Genomic DNA, 17,270 nt, shown 5'->3' with positions numbered 1-17,270 from the left:
AGGAGCGAACGATGAAAAGCGTAGTGATCCAACAGCCCAACCAGCTGGTGATTGAAGAGCGTCCACTCCCGCAACCGGGGGCAGGGGAAGTGCGCGTCAGCATTAAACTTGCCGGGATCTGCGGCTCCGACAGCCATATCTACCGCGGACATAACCCCTTCGCGAAATATCCGCGCGTTATCGGTCACGAATTTTTTGGTGTGATTGACGCCACGGGCGAGGGCGTTGACCCCGGACGCCTGGGGCAGCGGGTTTCCGTCGATCCGGTGATCAGCTGCGGGCACTGCTATCCGTGCTCGGTGGGTAAACCGAACGTGTGTACCTCCCTGGTCGTGCTCGGCGTGCATCGCGACGGCGGTTTTGCGGAATACGCCGTGGTACCGGCGAAAAATACGTGGCCCATCCCGGACGCCATTCCCGATAAACACGCCGTGATGGTCGAGCCCTTTACCATTGCCGCCAACGTCACCGGGCAGGCAAAACCCACGGAACAGGATATCGCCCTGGTGTATGGCGCGGGCCCGATGGGGCTGGTTACCGTGCAGGCGCTGAAAGGTGTCTACAACGTCAGGCAGGTGATTGTCGTCGACCGCATTGATGAACGGCTGGCGATGGCGCAACGCAGCGGCGCGGACTGGGTCCTGAACAACGGTAATCTTGATTTGCATAAGGCGCTGGAAGAAAAAGGCATCAAACCGACGTTAATTATTGATGCCGCCTGTCATCCGTCGATTCTGCAGGAAGCGATAACCCTGGCTTCCCCGGCGGCACGTATCGTGCTGATGGGCTTTTCCAGCGATCCGAGCCAGATTGTTCAGCAGGGGATCACCGGCAAAGAGCTGTCGATATTCTCCTCGCGCCTGAATGCCAACAAATTCCCGGTCGTGATCGACTGGCTGGAAAAGGGGCTGATCGATCCTGAAAAACTGATTACCCACACCTTTGACTACCACCACGTGACAGACGCCATCGAACTGTTTGAGAAAGACCAGCGGCAGTGCTGCAAAGTCTTGCTCACCTTCGACCAATAATAATTTACGCGGTTAAGAGCCTGCGCAGACAGGCTCTGAGTGGTACGCATCTTACCTTGCAGAGATAGCCATTATGACTCAAGCACAACCTCAAAGAACGACTTCAGATCTGGTGAAAGCTGCCGTATCCGGCTGGCTGGGTACCGCGCTGGAGTTTATGGATTTTCAGCTCTACTCGCTGGGGGCCGCGCTGGTCTTCCATGAGATCTTTTTCCCGGAACAGTCCGCGGCCATGGCGCTGATCCTGGCGATGGGGACCTACGGCGCAGGCTATATTGCGCGCATTGTCGGCGCCTTTATCTTCGGCAGAATGGGCGACCGGATCGGTCGTAAAAAGGTGCTGTTTATTACCATCACCATGATGGGGATCTGTACCACCCTGATTGGCGTGTTGCCGACCTACGGCCAGATTGGCATTTTTGCGCCGGTCCTGCTGGTGACGCTGCGCATTATTCAGGGGCTGGGTGCCGGGGCAGAAATCTCCGGTGCGGGAACCATGCTGGCCGAGTATGCGCCAAAGGGCAAACGCGGGATCATCTCCTCGCTGGTGGCGATGGGGACCAACTGCGGAACCCTGAGTGCCACGGCGATCTGGGCGGTGATGTTCTTTGCTCTCGATCGTGAAGAACTGGTGGCATGGGGCTGGCGCGTGCCGTTCCTGGCCAGCGTCGTCGTGATGATCTTTGCCATCTGGCTGCGTATGAACCTGAAAGAGAGCCCGGTCTTCGAAAAAGTGAACGACGCTGAAGCTGCCGTACCGGTGGCGAAGCCGGATACCTCCCTTGGGGCGATGGTGAAAAGCAAATCCTTCTGGCTGGCCACCGGGCTGCGTTTTGGTCAGGCGGGTAACTCCGGTCTGATCCAGACGTTCCTTGCCGGGTATCTGGTACAGACGCTGCTGTTTGATAAAGCGATCCCCACCGACGCGCTGATGATAAGTTCAATCCTCGGGTTTATCTCTATCCCGCTGCTGGGCTGGCTGTCGGACAAAGTCGGTCGCCGTCTGCCGTATATCCTCCTCAACGTTTCCGCCATCATTCTGGCGTACCCGATGCTGTCGATTATCGTCGATAAAAGCTATGCGCCGGGCGTCATTATGCTCTCGATTATTGTCATTCATAACTTCGCTGTGCTGGGGTTGTTCGCGCTGGAAAACATCACCATGGCGGAGATGTTTGGCTCGCGTAATCGCTTTACCCGCATGGCTATCTCCAAAGAGGCGGGCGGTCTGGTGGCGGTGGGCTTTGGTCCGGTGCTGGCGGGGATCTTCTGCAACATGACCGGCTCCTGGTGGCCGATTGTCGCGATGCTGATTGCCTATTCCGTAATTGGTCTGGTTTCAGCCATTTTCATGCCGGAAGTGCGCGACCGTGATTTGAGCGCGGCACAAGACGCGGCTGAACCACAGGCGCTGAACGATAAGGCTGGTGAGTCACGCAAATATGGAGCGCTGCTATGAGTTTCATTAATGATAACTTTATGATTAGCAACGCCAGGGGCGTTGCGTTATATCGCGACGTCGCGAAAGAATTGCCGATAATTGACTATCACTGTCATCTGGTTGCGAAAGATATTTTCGAAAATAAACCGCTGGAGAACATTACCGAGCTTTGGCTTGCAGGCGATCACTACAAATGGCGCGCTATGCGCGCCAACGGTATAGATGAAAAATACATTACGGGCAGCGCCACCGCGGAAGAAAAATTTGCGGCGTGGGCTGAAACGGTCGACGCCAGTTATGGCAATCCGCTCTATCACTGGACGCATTTAGAACTGCATCACTATTTTTCCTGTGATGAACCGCTGGGCAGCCATAACTGGCGTGAAATAATGGAGCGCTGTAATCGTTTATTACAACAGCCTGATTTTACGCCCCGCGAACTGATTAAACGCTCAAAGGTGGAGGTCATTTGTACCACAGATGCCCCGCTGGATGACCTGCGTTACCATCAGTTATTGCGCGATGACGCAACATTCAACGTCAAGGTATTACCGACATTCCGCCCGGATGACGTTTTTACGCCGGATGCGCATCAGTTCGCCGACTTTACCGATCGATTAGCGGAGCTGACGGGGCGGTCCATTCACGCCTTTAGCGATTTCGCTGCTGCGCTCGGTGAGCGTATTGCCTGGTTCCACAACATGGGGTGCCGTATTTCGGATCATGGCCCTGTGGAGATCCATTATCAGGCTGCGGATGACAGTATCGTGGAATCGATATTTGTCCGTAAACGGCAGGGTGAACATCTCAACGCGCGAGATAGCGCGATTCTTGACAGTGCTATTTTTATCATGCTGGCGCGTTATTACCGACAGCATGACTGGGCCATGCAGATACACTTCGGTGCGATACGCAATAATAATACCCGCATGTACCGTGCCCTGGGCATAAATATCGGGTTTGATTCACTGACGGATCAGGTCAATCTTGCTGCGAATATTAATCAGCTGCTGGATGCCATGGCCCTTGCAGACGCGCTGCCGAAAACCATTCTGTATAACCTCAACCCCAGCTACAACGATATTGTCGCGACGACGATCGCCAATTTTCAGAGTGCAGAACTGGGAGTGAAATCACCGATGCAATTCGGCTCCGGCTGGTGGTTTAACGACACCCGTCGCGGGATGGAAAACCAGCTCAACAGCCTGGCAGATCAGGGGCTGTTAATGAATTTTGTCGGCATGCTGACCGACTCGCGTAGCCTGGTCTCCTATACCCGTCACGATTATTTTCGCCGCATTCTATGCAATATGATCGGCGGTTGGGTGGAGCGGGGAGAAGTCCCTGATAATAACGATATTCTCACGCGGATGATTAAAAATATTTGCCACGACAACGCTAAGAATTATTTCAAATTTTAAATTCACTTCATCAAGTGGGGATGAAATATGTCTCGTGCGGCTAAAAAAATTACCATTCCGGTTAGTATCGGCTACGGACTAACGGATATTATGGGTGGCGGTGCATTTACCGTGATCGGCGCCTGGCTGTTATTTTTCTATACGACATTCGTTGGGCTATCGCCGGTTGAGGCAGCCTCCATTGTCGCCATCGCGCGTATTGTTGATGCCATTGTCAGTCTGTTTATGGGAAGTTTCACCGATCATTTTTACAAAAACTATTTTGGTAAAAAATTTGGTCGTCGACGCTTCTTTTTGCTGATCGGCGCGCCGTTAATGCTGGTCTATGCGTTACTGTGGCTTGATGGCATGACCTACGGTTTTTATCTCGCGGTCTATCTGGCGTTTGAAATTATCGCCGCGATGGTATTGATCCCCTGGGAAACGCTGCCATCGGAAATGACAAAAGACTTTAACCAGCGCACCAAACTTTCTACCTGTCGCATGTTCCTTTCTGCGTCCGGTACCTTCCTTGCGACGTTCATTCCGGGGCTGCTGATTGGCTATTTTGGGGAAAACAGCGCCCATGCTTATCTGATTAACGGCGTTATTTTTGCCGTCCTGTTTATGGTTTGCGTCTTTATCTCGTGGAAGGTGACCTGGGAACGCGAGTTAACCCCGGAAATGCTGGCCGAGCTTGAAACAAGCACGGCGCCCCGAACGCTGACGCAAAAGCTGGCTGCCTTTGGTCGTCTCTTTAAAGAGTATGGTTCAACGCTGAAAATCCGGGCCTTCAGAAAACACCTTGCCATCTACCTGCTGTCGTTTACCGGGAAAGATGTCTACAACACCGTATTTGTCTTCTTCTGTGTTTACTGCCTGAATGTCTCTTCGTCGCTTGCCGGCACACTGCTGTCGATGAGTATCGTCGGCCTGCCTGTCACGCTGATTGCGGGAGTGGGGATCATTAAATTCGGGCCGTCGAAGCTGTATGTGTTTGCCTACTCGCTGATGATGCTCTGCCTGGGCGGCTTTTTCGCTGTGTATCAAATTCCGGCACTTAATACCGTCGCGACGCTGGTTGTTCTGGCCGGGTTATATCAGGTCGGTCGCTGTGTGCTGGAGTTTACGCCATGGAACGTCTTCCCGTTCATCCCCGATATTGACGAGATGGTTAGCCGCCAGCGTCGCGAGGGGTTGTTCGCGGCGGTGATGACCTTCTCCCGCAAAACGACCGTGGCTATCGCCACCTTTATTGTGGGGCTGCTGTTACAGAATGGCGGCTTTGTGAAGGGCAGCCAGACACAGCCGGAGGAGGCCATTCATACCATCGCAATGCTGATGTTCATCGGGACTGCGGGCTTACTCATCCTGGCGTTGTGGCAGGCATTAACGTTCCATCTGAACAAGCGTACGCACAAGATCTTCGTGGATGAACTGGACCGCCTGAAAGCAAACGGTTCTCCCCAGCTGGTGTCCGCCGAAGCACGCCGTGTGGTGGAAGATTTGACGGGGTATTCCTACGACAGGCTGTGCCGTGAGCCCGCTGGCCGTTCAGGCGCAGAACCGGCGCGTAATCTTGTGTGACCTTGGTATATATCTTTTTGAAAGATGTCACACAACTTAATTTTGATATCACACCAGTTGGCGCAAAGTTAATGTAAATCAATGTTCCGCTGAACATAACCCGTATGGTGGTGGGCAAGGCACCAGGGGGTTACTGCCATTCTGGCTGGTGTAGTCAGCATGCGCGGCCGCGCGCCAACGTGCGGTCGCAGAACTCAGCTTCCTTAATTAAACGAGTCTCAACCATGGAAAACCGATTATTACAGGCGAAAGCGACGCTGCCTCAGTACGATCGCGGCAGCCTCCAGGCACGCATTGTTCATTTAGGGTTTGGCGCGTTCCACCGTGCACACCAGGCGGTGTACGCCGATATTCTGGCCGCTGAACACGGCAGCGACTGGGGTTACACAGAAGTGAACCTGATTGGTGGCGAACAGCAGATTGCCGATCTGAACGCGCAGGATAACCTCTATACCGTGGCCGAAATGTCGGCGGACGCGTGGACATCACGGGTCGTCGGTGTGGTCAAAAATGCGCTGCACGCGCAGGTTGACGGGCTGGAGGCCGTACTGGCGGCGATGTGTGAGCCGCAGGTGGCGATTGTGTCGCTCACCATCACCGAAAAAGGCTACTACCACTCACCGGCCACGGGCAAACTGATGCTCGATCACTCATTGATTGCGGCCGACCTGCAAAACCCGCATCAGCCTAAATCTGCGCCGGGTGTGGTGGTTGAAGCGCTGGCGCGACGCAAAGCGGCGGGGCTGCCTGCCTTTAGCGTTATGTCCTGTGATAACATGCCGGAGAACGGCCACGTTATGCGCAATGTCACCTGCGCCTATGCCCGCGCGGTCGACGCGGAGCTGGCCGCGTGGATTGAGGCCAACGTCACCTTCCCGTCAACCATGGTGGATCGTATTGTGCCTGCGGTGACGCCGGAAACGCTGGATAAAATCGAGCAGCTGACCGGCGTACGCGATCCGGCGGGCGTGGCCTGCGAGCCGTTCCGTCAGTGGGTGATTGAAGATAACTTTGTCGCCGGACGTCCGCAGTGGGAAAAGGCGGGGGCGGAGCTGGTGGCCGACGTTATTCCGTTTGAAGAGATGAAGCTGCGGATGCTCAACGGCAGCCATTCTTTCCTGGCCTACCTTGGCTATCTGGCGGGTTATCAGCACATTAACGACTGTATGGAAGATGAACACTACCGTCGTGCCGCCCACGCGCTGATGCTGAAAGAGCAGGCGCCGACGCTGAAAGTAAAAGGGGCTGATTTAGGCCACTATGCCGATCTGCTGATAGCGCGCTACAGCAACCCGGCCCTGCGCCACCGGACCTGGCAAATCGCGATGGACGGCAGCCAGAAACTTCCGCAGCGTATGCTCGACTCCGTGCGCTGGCATCTGGTGCATCAGAAACCTTTCCCACTGCTGGCGCTGGGTGTGGCGGGCTGGATGCGCTATGTCGGCGGGGTGGATGAACAGGGGAACGCCATCGACGTGAGCGATCCTCAGCTGGCGGTGATTCAGGCCGCGGTCAACGGGAGCGCGGAAGGGGAAAGTCGGGTGAAAGCCCTGCTGGGCATTGAAGCCATCTTCGGTAAGGAACTGCCGCACGACACGTGCTTTGTGGAGGCGGTCATGACGGCGTATCAGACCCTTCTGCAAAAGGGCGCGAAAGCCACGGTTGCGCAGTACGCGGCACTGCTGTAATGCAGTCATGCCGCCGTTCGCGGCGGCATGATGTCGCACCGGTTAGTGCATACCCAGGCGAATCAGTTCAATCGGTTCGAACTTACCTTCGCATCCTTCCACTTCCACCGTTTTGCTGCGACGTACCTGCGCGGCATCCAGTCCGTCGCTGTGGATCGCTTTAATTACCCCGGTATGCCCGGTGCCGTTAATCATTACGCGGCTGCCGGTGGTAATTGCATTACGGTTACGGTCGTAAGTCATCATGGTATTTTCTCCTCGCTAACACATCCGTTACGGCGCTATTTCAGGTTGTGCCGTCCACGGGGCACTATAAATACGCCTCTCTGGACATCATTTTTTTGTTTTTGATCAAACTCACACTTTTTTCTTCATTTCGGCAGGGCGATGACGGTTCACGACGGTAATTTACAAAGCGGACAGTTATTTTCTTTAATTGATAATTTCAACCAGTGAGCGTTTAAGTCTGGTTTATATTCCTGATGGCACTCTGGATGCAGTAAATAACGTTTCCTGGAAATAAGGAGTCAGGCTTATGTATAAGAAAATCTTGATGCCTGTTGATGTGTTTGAAATGAATTTAAGCGATAAAGCGGTGCGGCACGCGGCTAACCTGGCGAAGGCTGAAGGTGCATCGATAACCCTGGTCAACATTCTGCCCAACAGCAGCCGCTCGTTACTGCGCGGATTCAATGCAGATATCAGGAAGTTTGAAGAGTATATGACCGCGGAATCCAGCAAAAAGATGAAGGAGTTAACGCGTCTCTTCGATCTCTCCCCGGAGGACATTCATTGTGAGGTGCGTTTCGGCAACGTGCGCGATGAAATTATCAGGATGAGCAAAGAAGGGGAATATGACGTGATTGTTATCGGTTCAAAAAACCCGACTATCACCACGCATCTGCTGGGTTCAAATGCGGAATCTATCCTGCGCTACGCCACTATTCCGGTCCTGGTTGTACGCTAATCTCTCCGCCGCGCCGAAAGGGGGCGGCGAATTTAATCTTCGCTAAACCACTCGCTGTTTTCCTGCCGAATAAGCTGCACGGATTCGCTGATCTCCTGCAGATGGACGGTCATCGCTTTTTCCACACCGTCAGGGTCGCGTTTTTCCAGCGCGCTGAAAATATCATAATGCTGTCGAAGCAACATTTCCGGTGGCGAGACGTGGTCAAGACTCATATAACGCACACGGTCGATCGTGGCTTTAATGTTTTCAATGGTATCCCAGGCCAGCTGACAATCGGCAATTTGCGCCAGCTTCTGGTGAAACTCATCATCGAGCTGAAAGAAGTCGTTAAGCTGTTTGCGGTCGATGGCAATACGCTGCTGATGCAGGTTTTGCTCAAGCCAGTAACACTGGTTGTCATTCATCAGCGTGGCCGCACGCCGGGCCACCGCGCACTCAATGGCCTGACGGACAAAACAGCCGTTACGGACCTGAGAAAGCGATATTTTATTCACATAGCTGCCGCGCTGCGGGCGGATCTGAATCAGGCCGTTTTCAGCAAGCTTGATAAACGCCTCACGTACGGGCTGACGGGAAACGTCAAAACGCACGGATACCTCTTTTTCTGAAAGCGGGGTACCAGGCGGGATCAGGCAATGCACAATATCACGTCGTAATATGCGATAGATTTGCTGGTTAACGGGCTGGGTGGGATTGAGTTGCGATTCAGCGGCCATGAGTTGTCATTTCTCAGAGAGTTAGCCTGAACATACTACCATTCTTTTATACCCTGATACAGACCCGGCCCGCAGGCCGGGAAGGGCAGAGTTAGCCTCGATGGACGTTAAGTCCGGCAAAGCTCTGGCTGACAGGCATCATCTCTACGGTGTTGATATTGACGTGGTTTGGCAACGTCGCGACCCACCAGACTGCTTCGGTGACATCTTCCGGCGTCAGCGCGTTGGCATTTTCGTAGGTTTTATCTGCTTTCGCGTCATCGCCTTTGAAACGCACGTTGGAGAACTCGGTACCGCCCACCAGGCCCGGCTCGATATCCGTGACGCGAATGGCGGTGCCGTGCAGATCGGTACGCAGGTTCAGGCTGAACTGACGCACGAACGCTTTTGTCGCACCATAGACGTTGCCGCCCGCATACGGCCAGCTTCCGGCGGTCGAGCCGATATTGATAATGTGGCCGCGATTGCGCTCCACCATGCCTGGCAGCACGGCGCGGGTCATATACACCAGCCCTTTGTTGTTGGTGTCGATCATGTTTTCCCAGTCTTCCACGCTGGCTTTGTGCGCGGGCTCCATACCCAGCGCCAGACCGGCGTTGTTGACCAGCACGTCAATGGCACGCCACTGCGCGGGGAGGTTGGCAATCATCTCTTCAATGGCGGCGCGGTTGCGCACATCAAGCTGCGCGGTCAGGATATTGTCACCCAACTCTTCTTTCAGCTCCTGCAGACGCTCCTGACGGCGGCCGGTGGCAATCACCTTATGGCCGTTGGCGACGAAGCGACGCGTGATGCATTCACCAAAACCTGCCGTTGCCCCGGTAACTAAAATAATCATCTCACTGTTCCTCAACGCTTTTTGTGTTGTACTAACATAGCACGCCCTGAGAGGGTGCGTTAAGGCATCATTTGTATGACCGCATTGCGGTCAATGGCGGCCTGGCCTACTCTGGGAAAGTTAACCGTTATCAGGAGTAAAAGATGTCAACCCGTAACCCTTTTTTTGACATTAGCCTGCTGCCTTATCAGGCCCCGCGTTTTGATGAAATCAACGACAGCCACTATCGCCCGGCATTTGATGAGGCCATACGCCAGAAGCGGGCAGATATTGACGCCATCGTCGCGCAAACGGCAGCACCCGATTTCGATAATACGGTACTGGCGCTGGAGAAAAGCGGTGCCATGCTCGCGCGCGTCAGCAGTATTTTCTTTGCCATGACGTCGGCGCACACCAATGCCCGCTTACAGGAGCTGGAAGAACAGCTCTCAACCGAGCTGGCCGCGCTGGCCAATGATATCTGGCTCAACGACACGTTATTCTCCCGCGTGGAGAGCGTCTGGCAGGATCGTGAGGCGCTGGATGCTGAGTCCCGCCGACTGGTCGAGGTGACGCACCAGCGCTTCGTACTGGCCGGGGCGCGACTGAACGACGCTGAAAAAGCTGAACTGAAAGACCTGAACACGCAAGTCGCGTCATTGATCAGCCAGTTCAACCAGCGACTGCTGGCCGCAGATAAGGCGGGCGGGCTGGTGGTGGATTATGTTCACCAGCTTGAGGGGTTAAGCGCAGAGGAGATCGCCACGGCTGCTCAGGCCGCCGCCGATAAAGGGCTGAAGGATCGCTGGCTAATCCCCCTCCTGAACACCACCCAACAACCTGCGCTTTCACTGCTTCGCAATCGACAGACCCGTGAAAACCTGTTCAACGCAGGCTGGCTGCGTACGCAGAAAGGCGATGAAAATGATACCCGCGAGTTGATCCTTCGTCTCACGGCATTGCGTGCGCGCCAGGCGCAGCTTTTGGGCTTTGACGACTTTGCGAGCTGGAGCATCGCCGACCAGATGGCAAACACGCCGGAGGCCGCACTGACCTTTATGCGTGGAATTGTCCCTGCGGCGCGCACCCGTGCGGTGCAGGAACAGGCCGATATCCAGAAAGTCATTGATGATGAGCAGGGCGGCTTCACCGTGCAGGCCTGGGACTGGGCCTTTTATGCCGAGCGTGTGCGTCAGGCGAAATATGCCCTGGATGAGTCGCAAATTAAGCCGTATTTTGCGCTCAATAACGTGCTGCATGATGGCGTATTCTGGACGGCCAGCCAGCTGTTTGGCATCCGCTTCGTCGAGCGCTTCGATATTCCGGTGTATCACCCGGACGTCCGCGTGTGGGAAATTTTCGACCACACCGGAGAAGGCATGGCGCTATTCTACGGCGATTTCTTCGCCCGCGATTCCAAACAGGGCGGAGCGTGGATGGGGAATTTCGTCGAGCAATCTTATGAATTTGCCTCCCGTCCAGTTATCTACAACGTGTGTAACTATCAAAAACCCAGCCACGGAGGCGCCGCGCTGCTCTCGTGGGATGATGTAATAACCCTGTTCCACGAATTTGGTCATACGCTGCACGGCCTGTTTGCCAGTCAGCGCTACGCCACGCTGTCCGGGACCAATACCCCGCGTGATTTTGTTGAGTTCCCGTCGCAAATCAATGAGCACTGGGCCAGCCACCCGCAGGTATTTACCCACTATGCCCGCCATTACGAGACCGGCGAACCGATGCCGGACGCGCTGCGCGAAAGCATGCTCAACGCAACGCATTTCAATAAAGGCTATGACATGACGGAAACGCTCAGCGCCGCGCTGCTGGACATGAACTGGCACGGCATTCGTGAGGCCGTTTCGAGCGTAGAGGAATTTGAAAAAGCAGTGTTGGAAAAAGAGGGGCTGGATCTGCCCGCCGTACCGCCACGTTATCGCAGCAGCTACTTCGCGCATATCTTCGGCGGCGGCTATGCGGCAGGTTATTACGCCTACCTGTGGACGCAGATGCTGGCGGATGATGGCTATCAGTGGTTTGTCGAGCAGGGCGGTTTAACCCGCGAGAATGGGCAAAAATTCCGTGAGGCGATTCTGTCGCGCGGGAACAGCACGGATTTAGCTGAACTGTACCGAATCTGGCGCGGGCACGATCCGAAGATTGAGCCGATGCTGGAGAATCGCGGGCTGAGCGAGTAGCGTCATTTTTGGCTTAAACAGGACCGGGCGGAAGCCCGGTTTTTTTGTCCAGTTTCTCTTCTCGAAAACGCCTCTAATTTTGCTCCGCACTGGCGAAGAAGTTAAAGCTAAGGGTTTCGTCTGGTATGCAACAAATTTCCAATAACATGCACAAGTAGATTTTGTCGTATGGTCAAACTCTGGTAGGATTAATCTTAATTTTTTACTGATGGAACAGGAACATGAAGAAAATTGTTGGTGTGTTATTACTTTCTTGCTTACTCGTCGGGTGCGATAAACCCAAAATTGATTCTTCAACTGATGCTGCAATGAAATCCTCGATAGCTAAAGTCAGAGATTCACTTCCGGAAAATAAACGGGAGGAATTCGATAACGCCTTAAAGGTTGTGGCATTCAGTAACATCAATATGGCTGACCTGATGCGTTCCACTACAAATAATGATAACGAAGAGATAAGCAAAAAGATGCGCGAAAGCCTGTCTGGTAAGACGGGTGAAGAAATAATCTCTTACGCACAGCAAGTCACTGCTGAGAGAGAGATGAAGTTAAAAGAAAAGATGACTCAGGAAATCAAAGCGCTGGAACAGAAAAAAGCTGACGCCGACGTGGCTAAAAAAGAGTTGATGAAAATCCAGGTTTTATCATCCAGATTTACCATGGAGCCTGAGCAAGACGGTAAGCCACAACCCGTAATTAGACTGGTTGTTAAAAATAATACTGATACCGTTATATCCAGAGCGTACCTGCACGGAGTGATGGCAAGCGAGGGATACTCAGTACCATGGCTGGTAAGTAATTTTTTCTATGATATTCCTGAGGGGCTTAAGCCAAATGAAGAAGCCACATGGGCTATTGCCCCCCTAAGAATTCTGAATGGGGTGTACTTTATGCCCCAAAAGACGCTGTTTTGACTGTGACACTCGTAAGAGTGGACGGTACTGATAATCAGATGTTGTATGATGCAACAATTTTCACTGAGGAAGATAACAGCAGGCTTGAAGAGTTGAAGAAAAAAATCTCTGATCTTTAAAGACTAACCGACCCGCCAACCGGCGGGTTTTTTATGCGTTGAGGAAAGGTGGCGTTGCAAACGGCGCATCGGTGTGGGCATCGGCTTCGCTGATAACTATGACTTTATGTTTCCGAGGGGCATAAAATCGTTTTAAACAGCCTAATGAAAGATACCTATTTTTTTTGACTTGAACACAAACACAATATTCATCAGTTTCGCTAACCCCTTATTAAACATTCTTATTATTGCAAAAACGAGTAAAATAAAGAATGACGCGCGGGATTTAACGGGTTATAAACTTTACCTCTCTTAACACTTTTGTAACGTCATTGAGGTAAACCCGTGAAGCAGGTTGGCATTGTTGGTTGGCGCGGTATGGTTGGGTCAGTATTGCTGCAACGCATGCTCGAAGAAAATGATTTTAATGATATTGCAGCCAGTTTTTTTAGTACGTCTTCTGTTGGGGCACCTGGGCCTGTCATTAATGGTGTCCGTTCGGTTCTTAAAGATGCGTATTCCCTGGATGCGCTGGCGGAAATGGATATCATCATTACCTGCCAGGGCGGTGAATATACAAAATCGATGTATCAATCATTAATTGATCATGGTTGGGAAGGTTACTGGATCGATGCCGCATCAGCGCTGCGAATGGACGAAAGAGCCTGCATCATCCTGGATCCTGTGAACCGTGAAAATATCGATGATTCCATCAAAAAGGGCGGTAAACTTTTTGTAGGCGGAAACTGTTCAATCACCTTAAGCCTGATGGGGCTCGCCGGTTTGATCAAGGCCGATCTCATTGAATGGATGAGCGTGATGACCTATCAGTCAGCTTCGGGGGCGGGTGCAAAGCATGTCCGCGAGTTGATCGCCCAAAGTGCATTTGTCACCCGAAATTTAACCCCCGATGAGCTGGAAAACGCAGGCTCGGTGCTTCCTCTGGTCAATAAAGTCAGCGAACTGATTAACAGCAGTGACTTGCCTGTTGAGAATTTTGGCGCGCCGCTGATGGGGAGCATCATTCCCTGGATTGATAGCGACCTGGGGGATGGCAATAGCCGCGAAGAGTGGAAGGGTGAAGCAGAAACAAATAAAATCCTTGGCCTGAAAAAAGGCACCATCCCGGTTAATGGTCTGTGCATTCGTGTTGGTGTAATCAGGTGCCATAGTGCGGCCATTACAATGAAACTCAAACGCGAAGTGGATGAAGCTGAATTTGCTAAAATGGTAAGCGACGCTCACCCTTGGGTAAAATACGTCCCTAATAATAAAGAGGCCAGCGTCAGCCAGCTTACTCCCGCACATATTAGCGGCACGCTTAAGGTTGGCGTAGGGCGTTATAAAAAAATGGCGCTAAATAATGAACCTGTTTATTCGGTATTGACCGTTGGGGATCAACTATTATGGGGGGCAGCGGAACCATTACGCCGCATGCTTAATATTTTGCTTAACAGAATATAATGGGTTTAGACCTGTTATTCATTATTAGCTGAAAACAGAACCGGGCGGACAGCCCGGTTTTTTATGCGCGTTAATGCGGAATAATTTGATCTTGGTTAAAAAAATAAACAATGTTTTGCTTAAGGAGGCTTCGCTATAAAAATTTGTGTTTTTTTGCCGATAACTGTGGATAGCACAAAAATGACGTAATAGCAGTTAAGAAGGCGAAGAATGACCATACCTCAGAAGACCCCTGGCTTTACGGATAGCGAGCATTCTAAGGGACTGATAAATAAAACGTTTACCTATATTGTTACCTTGTTGATAGGTATTTTTATCGCAGCGATAGTGTCATTGCTGATCATTAAAAACAATGTTAATAAAATCAGCGATAAACATGACGAGTTTTTGTTAAGGCAAGCATTAGACGCCCGCCAGGAAAACATGCGCAGCCATTTGAAAGATAATGCTGAGTGGGGAGATGCTTACAAACATCTTCATCAAAAAACTGACCTGAACTGGGCATGGGATAAGCAGAATCTGGGCAAGTCTCTGTATGATAACTTTGGCTACGAAGGCGTGTTTGTGCTGTCCCCGGAGGGAACCACCCGTTACAGCGTGCTTGACGGGAAACTGAAGCACGAAGAGCTGGAACGCTGGTTAGATCAATCCACCATAGACCATTTACTCAGTGAGACGGGCAGTAAAAATGGACTGCCGGTCTCCATGCTCACGCTTATCCATTCCGTCCCCGCCATAGTTTCTGCGGCATGGATAACGACGGGAGATGATACCAGCGTGCAGCCGTTGCCCGGTAAGCCATCAACCATGTTGTTTATCGACACCTTAACGGCTAAGAAACTGCTTGCGATTGGGCACGATGCAGGGATCGAAAACGTCCGCGCGGTCTCTTCTGACGCCCTTGCTGAGACAGACAGTCTGACAGCATTAACGTTACGTACCCAGAATGGCCCAGTCCACATTATCTGGGACACAGAAAATCCTGGCCAGGCATTGATCATTTATTTTTTACCCTTGCTCATTCTGTCTGTCCTTCTGACCCTCGCGCTGACGGCGATCCTGATGCGTCATATTTTGTATAAGGCAAAAATTCATGACGAAAATATCTTTCTCCTTGAGCAGGCTCGGTTAAATCTGATTACCAGTGAAAAACGCTTCAGGGATGTCAGTGAAACCACCAGTGACTGGTTCTGGGAAACGGATTTATCGTTAACGATCACCTGGCTATCAGGGCGTTTTACGACTGTCACGGGCTATGACGAGAGTCAGTGGCTGGGACGCAAGCTGGATGCGCTTTTTCCTTCGACAAACGGTTTATTAAATACGTGCGTCAGGCGGCGTGAGTTATCGGAGCGCTTTGAATTTAAGAACTGCCCGTACACTAACGCTCAACGGTCGACTTCGTACTGCACACTTCTGGCAAAATTCTCTGCTCAGCCTAATGGCACGGTGGTTTTACGGGGGGCGGCATCGGATGTTTCTCTGGAAGTGGAAGCCACCAAACGTGTTGAATTCCTGTCACGCCATGACGAATTAACGGGCCTTCCCAACCGGTATCATATTAAGGAGTTCCTCACAGGACAGTTGGCTAAAGAGGATATCCGCAATTCTCCCTTTGCCATGATTTGCCTTGATTTGGACAAGTTTAAACCCGTGAATGATATTTTCGGCCACTCAACGGGCGATGCCCTGCTTGGCGAGGTTGCCTTACGGCTTAAACAATGTGTTCGTCGCGGTGATTTTGTCGCACGACAGGGCGGGGACGAATTTATGCTGCTTCTCGACAACACCCGGCACCTGGACCACATAGAAGAGGTGTGTTATCGCATCGTGCAAGAGCTTAACCGCCCGTTCACCATTGATGGCAATGATGTGACCATCGGCGTAAGCATGGGCATTGCTCTGGCTCCCCAGGACAGTACCAGTGCAAACGACCTTTTACGCTATGCTGATATTGCGCTTTATCAGGCTAAACAATCCGGTCGAAACCGATGGGTCTATTATCGTCAGGATATGTCGGAAAAGCTGACCGAGCGCAGAAAGCTGGAATTAGCGCTAAAGACCGCAATTCGGGAAGACCAGCTCTATCTGGTTTATCAGCCGCGTTATAACCTCAGACATTCACGCATCGACGCCGTAGAAGCCCTGGTTCGCTGGCAGCATCCTGAACGCGGAAACATGATGCCCGATCAGTTTATTCCACTCGCTGAAGAAACGGGGCTCATCATCAACCTCAGCAACTGGGTCATTCGTAAGGCCTGTACAGAGACGCATGAAAAACTGCCAGGGCTTTCGGTTTCAGTCAATATTTCAGCCATTGAATTCCAGGCAAGCGATCTCGCCGAAAGAATAAAAGCTATTCTTGATGAAACCGGGCTTGAGCCTACCCGGCTGGAAATAGAGGTGACTGAAAATGTCACGCTCTCTAATCCAGAGAAAACGTTGCAGACCATGATGGCCCTGAAAAAAATGGGGGTGCGTATTCTGATTGATGATTTCGGTACCGGCTATGCCTCTCTGAGCTATCTGCGGAAGTTCCAGTTTGATGGCTTAAAGCTCGATAAAAGCTTTATTTTTTCTTTAGGGGATTCGACACAGAACCAGTCGGTGGTCGAGAAGATCATTGATCTGGGTAAAGCCTATTCCATGGAGGTCACCGCAGAAGGTGTCGAAACCGTAGAACAATTGTCGTTCCTGAAGAAAAATAAGTGTGACGAAGTCCAGGGATATTTACTCGGCAAACCGGCGGCGATTGCAGATTTAAATCTAAAAACCAACCACGTAATTTATTAAGGGTACATGCTGCTTGCCTGGGCCTGCTGATCCGGTAGGACGGGTAAGCGCAGCGTTACCCGGCGTGCCTATAATCAAATCGCGTAGTTTTCGCTCTGACGTCTGGCTGATAAACTCGGCTCAACGTTTTGATTTCCGGGCGAACTTGAGATTCAG

General features: G+C 52.1%; 13 protein-coding genes. 10 read left to right on the top strand and 3 right to left on the bottom strand.

The window, feature by feature from the left end; translation table 11 throughout:
- The first annotated feature begins 11 nt into the window (after nucleotides 1–11).
- The 5 genes from VF709_RS05730 (at nucleotide 12) to VF709_RS05710 (ending at nucleotide 7,147) form a co-directional block, all read left to right on the top strand.
- Nucleotides 12–1,031: a Zn-dependent oxidoreductase gene (locus tag VF709_RS05730; protein ID WP_149896420.1), complete on the top strand. Its 1,020-nt coding sequence runs from the start codon at nucleotides 12–14 to the stop codon at nucleotides 1,029–1,031.
- Nucleotides 1,032–1,104: 73 nt separating this feature from the next.
- Nucleotides 1,105–2,490: an MFS transporter gene (locus VF709_RS05725; protein ID WP_038980483.1), complete on the top strand. Its 1,386-nt coding sequence runs from the start codon at nucleotides 1,105–1,107 to the stop codon at nucleotides 2,488–2,490.
- Nucleotides 2,487–3,893 (top strand): glucuronate isomerase, encoded by a 1,407-nt coding sequence (gene uxaC / locus VF709_RS05720; RefSeq protein ID WP_149896419.1) that lies wholly within the window; start codon nucleotides 2,487–2,489, stop codon nucleotides 3,891–3,893. Before VF709_RS05725 ends, uxaC begins: the two co-directional genes overlap by 4 nt.
- A 27-nt stretch (nucleotides 3,894–3,920) precedes the next feature.
- Complete coding sequence (locus tag VF709_RS05715) at nucleotides 3,921–5,459, top strand: MFS transporter (protein ID WP_038419307.1); 1,539 nt, start codon at nucleotides 3,921–3,923, stop codon at nucleotides 5,457–5,459.
- A gap of 224 nt (nucleotides 5,460–5,683) precedes the next feature.
- The gene (locus VF709_RS05710) at nucleotides 5,684–7,147 is read left to right on the top strand and encodes a mannitol dehydrogenase family protein (RefSeq protein WP_038419308.1); all 1,464 of its coding nucleotides are present in this window, start codon (nucleotides 5,684–5,686) and stop codon (nucleotides 7,145–7,147) included.
- 42 nt (nucleotides 7,148–7,189) lie between these two features.
- Here the strand turns inward: VF709_RS05710 and ydfZ are convergent, their stop codons facing one another.
- Nucleotides 7,190–7,393: a putative selenium delivery protein YdfZ gene (gene ydfZ, locus VF709_RS05705; RefSeq protein WP_014831738.1), complete on the bottom strand. Its 204-nt coding sequence runs from the start codon at nucleotides 7,391–7,393 to the stop codon at nucleotides 7,190–7,192.
- Nucleotides 7,394–7,682: 289 nt separating this feature from the next.
- On the opposite strand from ydfZ, the gene VF709_RS05700 reads away from it, so the two are divergent.
- Nucleotides 7,683–8,114: a universal stress protein gene (locus VF709_RS05700; RefSeq protein WP_038419309.1), complete on the top strand. Its 432-nt coding sequence runs from the start codon at nucleotides 7,683–7,685 to the stop codon at nucleotides 8,112–8,114.
- A 32-nt stretch (nucleotides 8,115–8,146) separates the two neighbouring features.
- Here the strand turns inward: VF709_RS05700 and VF709_RS05695 are convergent, their stop codons facing one another.
- Entirely contained in the window at nucleotides 8,147–8,833 is a 687-nt protein-coding gene (locus tag VF709_RS05695; protein WP_013096780.1) for a GntR family transcriptional regulator, read from the bottom strand.
- Nucleotides 8,834–8,924: 91 nt separating this feature from the next.
- On the bottom strand, nucleotides 8,925–9,671 hold the full coding sequence (gene ydfG, locus VF709_RS05690) for a bifunctional NADP-dependent 3-hydroxy acid dehydrogenase/3-hydroxypropionate dehydrogenase YdfG (protein WP_020688209.1): 747 nt from the start codon (nucleotides 9,669–9,671) through the stop codon (nucleotides 8,925–8,927).
- 143 nt (nucleotides 9,672–9,814) lie between these two features.
- Here ydfG and dcp point away from each other — a divergent pair, with 143 nt between their 5' ends.
- The 4 genes from dcp (at nucleotide 9,815) to VF709_RS05670 (ending at nucleotide 17,114) form a co-directional block, all read left to right on the top strand.
- A complete protein-coding gene (dcp, locus tag VF709_RS05685; RefSeq protein WP_038419310.1) occupies nucleotides 9,815–11,848 on the top strand; it encodes a peptidyl-dipeptidase Dcp in 2,034 nt (677 codons plus the stop codon).
- Between the two features lie 221 nt (nucleotides 11,849–12,069).
- Nucleotides 12,070–12,759: a DUF6694 family lipoprotein gene (locus VF709_RS05680; protein ID WP_440231057.1), complete on the top strand. Its 690-nt coding sequence runs from the start codon at nucleotides 12,070–12,072 to the stop codon at nucleotides 12,757–12,759.
- Between the two features lie 443 nt (nucleotides 12,760–13,202).
- A complete protein-coding gene (gene asd / locus VF709_RS05675; RefSeq protein WP_057072826.1) occupies nucleotides 13,203–14,321 on the top strand; it encodes an aspartate-semialdehyde dehydrogenase in 1,119 nt (372 codons plus the stop codon).
- A gap of 210 nt (nucleotides 14,322–14,531) precedes the next feature.
- Nucleotides 14,532–17,114, top strand: coding sequence for a bifunctional diguanylate cyclase/phosphodiesterase (locus VF709_RS05670; RefSeq protein ID WP_149896417.1), 2,583 nt, complete (start codon nucleotides 14,532–14,534; stop codon nucleotides 17,112–17,114).
- The last annotated feature ends 156 nt before the right edge of the window (nucleotides 17,115–17,270 follow it).

It is taken from the genome of Enterobacter sp. Lyrl_3 (assembly GCF_051948675.1).
Classification (GTDB): Bacteria; Pseudomonadota; Gammaproteobacteria; order Enterobacterales; family Enterobacteriaceae; genus Enterobacter; species Enterobacter cloacae.
The sequence above is the reverse complement of the archived record's forward strand: the minus strand, read 5'-3'. Positions and strand labels throughout refer to the sequence as shown.